Origin of the sequence: Salidesulfovibrio brasiliensis JCM 12178 (assembly GCF_001311825.1) — a bacterium.
GTDB classification, from domain to species: domain Bacteria; phylum Desulfobacterota; class Desulfovibrionia; order Desulfovibrionales; family Desulfovibrionaceae; genus Pseudodesulfovibrio; species Pseudodesulfovibrio brasiliensis.
Window position 1 is genome coordinate 1 of the sequence record NZ_BBCB01000119.1, and the last position, 6,409, is coordinate 6,409.

Below are 6,409 nucleotides of genomic sequence, written 5' to 3' on the forward strand. Positions count from 1 at the left end.
TTTTCCAGGCCGGGAAAGCCCACAGACAACGGATATATTGAATCTTTCAACGGTCGTTTCAGAGACGAATGCCTCAATGTGAACTGGTTCTTGTCTCTGGAGGATGCCCTGCGTAAGGTCGAGGCGTGGCGACAAGACTACAATGCGAGTCGTCCTCACTCATCCCTAGGCAACCTGACGCCCATGGAGTTCGCCATCCATTCCGGGCAATTGCCCGGAATGGATGGGCTGGAAAGACGCCGGGAGCTCACACAAGCCCGGGCCTAAAACGGGGGCATCTCCACCCCGTAGAAAATCTCTACTATAATGTGGTCCTAACAAAGAACCTCTTCGCTTATCTCGTCAGGAGGGATCAACCCACAAGATCATGAGCCTGAAGCGAAAAGCCTCCGGCTATCGAGATACGGAGTCTTTCAAACTCAAAGCCCTGGACGTTCACGAAGCGAAGTACGCTTCAGCCGGATGAGGTACTCAGGGGCGACTACCTAAGGAAGGAGTTTTGTTTCACTGAAATATTTTGTGCCGTACAACGATGAGTTTATGACCCAAAACTCAAATCGATCGTCATAAAAGTATCTTGCCCTCACTAGCGGACGCTCCTGAAGATTCATTTTATGTAAATATAGCTTTATAAATAGATGTTTGTTTTTTGACTTGTGCATATCCACAAACGACATTGAGAAGTCTCTTAACTTGGACCCGTAAACTGTTTGGCCTTCCCAAAACAATTCTATTATATATTCATCAACAGGAGCACCTAGCCATTCTTTTCTTGTCACGCTGCGAACTCTATACCTGATATCGCCTAAGACTTTAGTGTCGAGGCCATCTGCTTTACCCTCATTAGAAGAATCATATTTAACCATTTCATTGGTTTTATGAAAATTGCTCAGCGATACAGACGGCACCCAACCTTTAATGTTCAACTGACTGTTTATTGTTGAACTGTTATTGAATATAGGAGCCCAGTCAGATTTTGATTTTAACACAGAAAGAACAACTGTCCCCTTTTCTAAGCTTCCTAATGAATGTGATGTCAAATTTGGCCTTGACTTCAACTCACTTTTTTTATTTACTATTTTTCTTTTGGACCAAATGTTTTCGGGTTTTCCACTTTGAGTCGGTGAAAGATAGTCCTTCGCTACATATCCCAAAACTTTAGCGTTTGAAGAGTCCATCCAAGGCTCATAAATTGGTGCCCATCCATCTTTACATCCAAATACACGCACTTTTTGATTAGGATAAAGAGTTCCAATGACTGCTGAACTTTTGGACATTCCTCTGCGTATATTAAGGACACAAGTGCTATATTGAATTTCACCAAAAGCGAACGCGTCTACAGGGAGAAGAAGTAAAATAAAGCATAATAAAATCTTATTTTTCATAGCTACCCTCATCTAATAACTCAATAAGCCGATCAGTTAAGTCAAGTTCGGCAGAGAAATAACCATTTTCAGGTTTAAATATGATGGCATCTACATTTGCTTCTTGTGCTAAAATCACGAGCTTTTTATTTATAATTTCGATAATTTTTTTGAACATCAACCTTTTTTCAACTTCCAAGTCTTTTTCGGATGATTCGACGAGAAGCTTGTATTCTTCGATTTTTTTATAAAACGTTGTCTTGATGGTATCTTTGTCGTATAGCTTTGAGCTAATCATTTTTTTTATTTTACTTAGCTCATCTTTTTTTTGTGATATATTAATTTCCTTTACCTTTTGCAGTCTAGCAATGTCGTTAAAGGTTACTTTCCCAATTTTAGATTCCTTAAGAACTACAGAAACATCTACCCACCCGATTTTTGCAGAAACATAATTAGGTATCAAAACCAATACATGTATTACGCATAAAGCTAACAGCATTTTTTTCATTTTTACTCATTGACATAGCTGCCAGCTCAATCAACGATTAAAACTTATTTATTTTTGGGATCTATATATTCCATCTATTTGAATTCACGAACAATAACCCTCTGACAGTGCAGAGCTTTCGAGTAGTTGATGCTGTGGCTTCTCAGAAAAACGGTCAGCATTGTGTGGGTGACTTCAAGCGAAGCCCAAACAAGAGCAGTAGGGTCATTTCTGACCTCAGCCCCCTGATATAAGCCAAAGAGAGAAGTGGCTCTAGTTTGTTGGATCACTAAATAGCGTTTTCAAGGTGGACAGTTTTATGGACTACATTGCTTGGCGGGACCGCCCCAGAGGGGCCCCTCTGGGGCGAGTCGCGCGTTATATTTCCATCGGCTTCCTGACGTCAAAGGTCTTGTGAGAATGAGGGTTGTTATAGAAAACGAACCACCAGATCAAAGCATTCCGCAAATCGGAGCCTGTCTCCAGCTTCCACAGTCGTAGCTTGTGAATTGGGAGCCTTGAACCGTATTGAAGATATCGAGCACGCCTTAGCGGTTCAGAGCCTCCTCCAGGGCGACCACGCAGAAGTCTGACTCCATGGTGTTCGATAGCTTCCATGAGAAAGTGTGCGGCTGTGCCAATTTATGATCGCCACGAGGTACAGAAAGCCTCGCTTCATCGGAACGTACGTGATGTCCGCGCAACCACACTTGGTTCGGTCTCGTGGCCGCCTTGCCTCGTTGCAGATACGGATACCTCATGTGCTGCGGGTGCGGTTGGCTGGTTCTTGGCTTTTGACTAACTGCCATCAACCCCATCTTGCGCATGAGCCGGGGAAAGCGATTGCGCCGACCAAGTGGTCCTCGTCACGCAGGATGATACGCATCTGTCGTGAGCCAAAAACGGCAACTCCATGAACAACTCGTCGATGCGCTTCATGAGCGCCAGGTTATACGCAGACTCACCGATAGGCTGATAGTAATATATTGAGCGTTGCAGCTTGAGAATTTCGAACTGCCGCCGGACACAGAGCATAGGATGCCTCTTGTCAACGTTTTCTCGCCTTCGATAACAGCTCAGATATCTCGAAGGCTTGTTGCAAGAATTCTTCTCCACAAGCTGAACGATTTTGGCGTACAGAACCATGATCCGAGCCGCATCACCCTGCTGAGTATTCTGTACTTTGTCTAAAAATCAAGCCGCTAGGCTTTTCTTGACTTGCCTCTTCCACCGGGACAAAGGCTTGGGTGCACGCCACGCTTGGCGGCAAGTTCGGACAGGGTATGTTCTCCGGACACAGGGCTGCGCGGGGCTTGAAACAGGCGGTAAATTTCCTTTTCTTCTTGGACATCAAAAGCTTTCTTCGGCCTTCTTGCGTCCACCTTATCGCTGGTCCCATCTCTTAAACCCATTTCTCCACTTCTATGGCTTATCCGAGGACGCCGTTTTAAACTCAAATACGTTGGTTTCCACCTTCGCATGATCATCGGCTTCTGTCAGAACTTCACCATTAATAGTAGCCCCTTCTTCGACAACCAACCTCACCGTTGTAAGTTTGCCCTTAAATTGTGCTCCCTTATGAACCTCAGTTACACTTGCAACGTTTACAACACCATCAATCAAACCATCCACACACAACTCACCCACACTTACGTTACCCTCAACGACCCCTTCTCTACCCACCGTCAGCTTTCCCTCAGAAGAGACATCACCCTCTATGCAACCATTCACTATGAACTCTCCATCAAATTTGAAAAACCCGGATAAATGCACCCCTTTCTCAATATAAGACAGTTTACTTTCATTTGGACGCACCTTATTCCATTTGAACACAACAATTCTCCTAGTAATGTTTAATCTTTAACCATAAGCAATATATTGAAAAATATTACCTACGAATGTTAAAATTCAAACAACTAAAGAATATTTATCGGTGTTCTTTTCTGGCTCTTCCTTCTAAATAATATTTGGAAACCCAACTGAGTCACTATAAGGAGGCAAAATGTCCAGTAAACGCACTAATACGTTAGAGAAAAAAGTTTTACTGATAGATGACGAGCCATCAGTTACTTCGGCGCTATCTCGGTTGATGAATAAAGATTATATTACGTATACTGCAAACAATACAAAAGAAGCCCGCGCCATTCTCAGTCAACACAAAGATATCTTTGTCATTATATCAGACAATATCATGCCAAACGAAAACGGGATCTCTTTTTTCAAAAAACTAAACAAAAACAAATATATCTGTAAAATACTTATGACAGGAAAAGGAGATTACCAAACTGCCATTGATGCAATCAATTCTGCACACATCGACTACTATTTTGATAAACCCATAGATTACGAACTGCTGCATCGGACACTAACAAAAATATTTGATTCACATCCGTTGAAGTTGCTTACACCCAGAGAAAAGCAAATCATAAGCATTCTTTCAGAGGGCTATTCCACAGAAGAAGTGTCGCACCTACTACGCATATCACCGATCACTTTTGCTGTTCACAAGCGCAACATACTTAACAAGATTGGCATCACGAAAGACACTTTATTGACCAGTGCTATAGATTATATAGCAAAATCTCGAAATATGTTTTTTTACATTTTTACATTTTTACATTGGAATATTTAAAAACATTCTGAGGTACGACAAAAAGTGACTGCTCGTTTTCACAACAAGTACACAGTTTCCAATACTGCACATTTTCTTCAAAAAATGAATGCCACCAAGTGGATATATGCCCTGGGAAAATGAGCATAAAAAGACTGTTGCCTTTTATGTGCAACAGCAATCACCCGTGCCTCGCACGTGGACTATAAATAGGCGATGAGAAAGACAGATTGTCTCATCAAACCACGATCAGGATACGCCAAAAAGAGCTCTGGCAGAAGAAGCCCGAAAAGAGTTACAAGTAGATATCTTTTAAGGAAATCACAGAATATTCATTAGGTAGGGAAGAACTGGAGCAAAGACGGCTGGCACTCCAACCCTTGAATGCGAAAAAAAGAGCCGTTTAGGCAAATGAGCTTGTGACGGTTATTCCAATGCTTGTATCCTTACTTGTGCCAATCCTGCCTCAACCATCTTAATCTTCCTTGCTGCGGCAAAAGAAATATCCAGCACCCTCCCGGGTACAAAAGGCCCGCGATCATTGATAAGCAGATATACTGAGTGATTGTTGGCCAGATTTGTTACCTTTACCTTAGTCCCGAGAGGCAGGGTCTTGTGTGCTGCCGTAAGGGCATACATGTTGTAAACCTGTCCTGAAGCCGTTTTCCTGCCATGAAATTTTGACCCATACCAGGATGCGATCCCCACAGCGTCATATCCACGAGCGGACTTCAATGGATAATAGGTTTTGCCGTGTACAATGTATGGGTCTGTCTTTGTCGGTAAGGCTTTCCTGTCGACATCGGATCTCGGCTGAGTCTTTATGGGCACCCGGAATGGATATAATGAACAGGCTCCCAACACCGTGACAAAAACAAACAACACGACAGAATTTTTTAATCCTTTCGTGGGTATCTTCGCTGACAATTTCATGCGGTAAAAAAAAGACATGAGGCCCAAAACAGTTCAATCCTTTGACCTGCGGATTGTTGACAGATCAATTTCCCGTGTTTCATCGAACTCATTTGCAGATTTCTTTGGCCATGCGATGGAGCATCTGGCGGTAGCCTTCGCCTGTATCCTTGCGGGCGAGGATCCGCATGGTCGCGTCTCCTTCCATGATTGAGTCATCCACGCCGATGCGCTCACCCTGACGTCGAAAACCCATGTAAAAATCTTGGTGCTGACATAGATAACTATGCCTTGTTGTCTCGTTTTATCCAATCTTTAAGAGTCGTTAATTGTTCTTTTGGGGAGCCGTAATTAAATCTGCTTTCACACTCCTTTAGATAGAGCAAAAAATGCTTTTTGGCTATCCCATTGTGCTTCCTTAAATGGCGCTTGGCTTGGTTCCAAAAGTTTTCAATGCCATTGATGTGGTTGTACCCTTCTTCAACAAATTGCACCTTATGATTGATGCGATGATGGCGAAATCCGGCCACATCCAGAGCCTTGTACATAGGCAAACTGTCCGTGTAGACGATACTGTCAGGCTTAACCTGTCCACCTACTATCTCTAGGAAAGTGCTTGCTAACATATTCGGCAAAATACGTGTATACCTTTCCGTCACGCTTAAGGATTCCAAAAACTGGGACTTTCCCTGCTGCACCACTGTAAAGGCCCCCATCTTAGGGCCACCTAGGAGTAGAAACTTCCAGCCGTTGGAGATGCCCCCGTTTTAGGCCCGGGCTTGTGTGAGTTCCCGGCGTCTTTCCAGCCCATCCATTCCGGGCAATTGCCCGGAATGGATGGCGAATTCCATGGGCGTCAGGTTGCCTAGGGATGAGTGAGGACGACTCGCATTGTAGTCTTGTCGCCACGCCTCGACCTTACGCTGGGCATCCTCCAGAGACAAGAACCAGTTCACATTGAGGCATTCGTCTCTGAAACGACCGTTGAAAGATTCAATATATCCGTTGTCTGTGGGCTTTCCCGGCCTGGGAAAG

General features: G+C 43.7%; 8 protein-coding genes and 2 pseudogenes. 2 read left to right on the forward strand and 8 right to left on the reverse strand.

Features of this window, described 5'->3' with window-relative positions:
- A partial coding sequence (locus tag JCM12178_RS16375) for an integrase core domain-containing protein (RefSeq protein ID WP_245628835.1) occupies positions 1-267 on the forward strand: 267 nt, incomplete at its 5' end.
- Between the two features lie 218 nt (positions 268-485).
- On the opposite strand, the gene JCM12178_RS18045 is transcribed toward JCM12178_RS16375, so the two are convergent.
- From JCM12178_RS18045 to JCM12178_RS16390, 4 genes and pseudogenes are all read right to left on the reverse strand, one after another.
- Positions 486-1,385, reverse strand: coding sequence for an SH3 domain-containing protein (locus JCM12178_RS18045; RefSeq protein WP_172677170.1), 900 nt, complete (start codon positions 1,383-1,385; stop codon positions 486-488).
- On the reverse strand, positions 1,375-1,872 hold the full coding sequence (locus tag JCM12178_RS16380) for an OmpH family outer membrane protein (protein ID WP_054652972.1): 498 nt from the start codon (positions 1,870-1,872) through the stop codon (positions 1,375-1,377). The genes JCM12178_RS18045 and JCM12178_RS16380 overlap by 11 nt, the downstream gene beginning before the upstream one ends.
- Before the next feature lie 530 nt (positions 1,873-2,402).
- A pseudogene (locus JCM12178_RS21305) lies at positions 2,403-2,636 on the reverse strand (DDE-type integrase/transposase/recombinase); the annotation flags it as partial.
- A gap of 637 nt (positions 2,637-3,273) precedes the next feature.
- On the reverse strand, positions 3,274-3,684 hold the full coding sequence (locus JCM12178_RS16390) for a bactofilin family protein (protein ID WP_054652976.1): 411 nt from the start codon (positions 3,682-3,684) through the stop codon (positions 3,274-3,276).
- Between the two features lie 169 nt (positions 3,685-3,853).
- Between JCM12178_RS16390 and JCM12178_RS16395 the strand changes: the two genes are divergently transcribed.
- Entirely contained in the window at positions 3,854-4,483 is a 630-nt protein-coding gene (locus tag JCM12178_RS16395; RefSeq protein WP_054652978.1) for a response regulator transcription factor, read from the forward strand.
- Between the two features lie 405 nt (positions 4,484-4,888).
- Here JCM12178_RS16395 and JCM12178_RS18050 read toward each other — a convergent pair whose 3' ends face one another.
- The 4 genes and pseudogenes from JCM12178_RS18050 to JCM12178_RS18055 form a co-directional block, all read right to left on the reverse strand.
- Positions 4,889-5,413 carry a septal ring lytic transglycosylase RlpA family protein gene (locus JCM12178_RS18050; RefSeq protein WP_245628837.1) on the reverse strand — a complete coding sequence of 175 codons (525 nt, stop codon included), beginning with the start codon at positions 5,411-5,413 and terminating at the stop codon, positions 4,889-4,891.
- Positions 5,414-5,483: 70 nt separating this feature from the next.
- Positions 5,484-5,630: a hypothetical protein gene (locus JCM12178_RS18505; protein ID WP_157054977.1), complete on the reverse strand. Its 147-nt coding sequence runs from the start codon at positions 5,628-5,630 to the stop codon at positions 5,484-5,486.
- A gap of 28 nt (positions 5,631-5,658) precedes the next feature.
- A pseudogene (locus JCM12178_RS16405) lies at positions 5,659-6,073 on the reverse strand (IS1595 family transposase); the annotation flags it as partial.
- A gap of 68 nt (positions 6,074-6,141) precedes the next feature.
- Positions 6,142-6,409: integrase core domain-containing protein (locus tag JCM12178_RS18055; RefSeq protein ID WP_245628836.1), on the reverse strand; the 268-nt coding region annotated here is incomplete at its 5' end.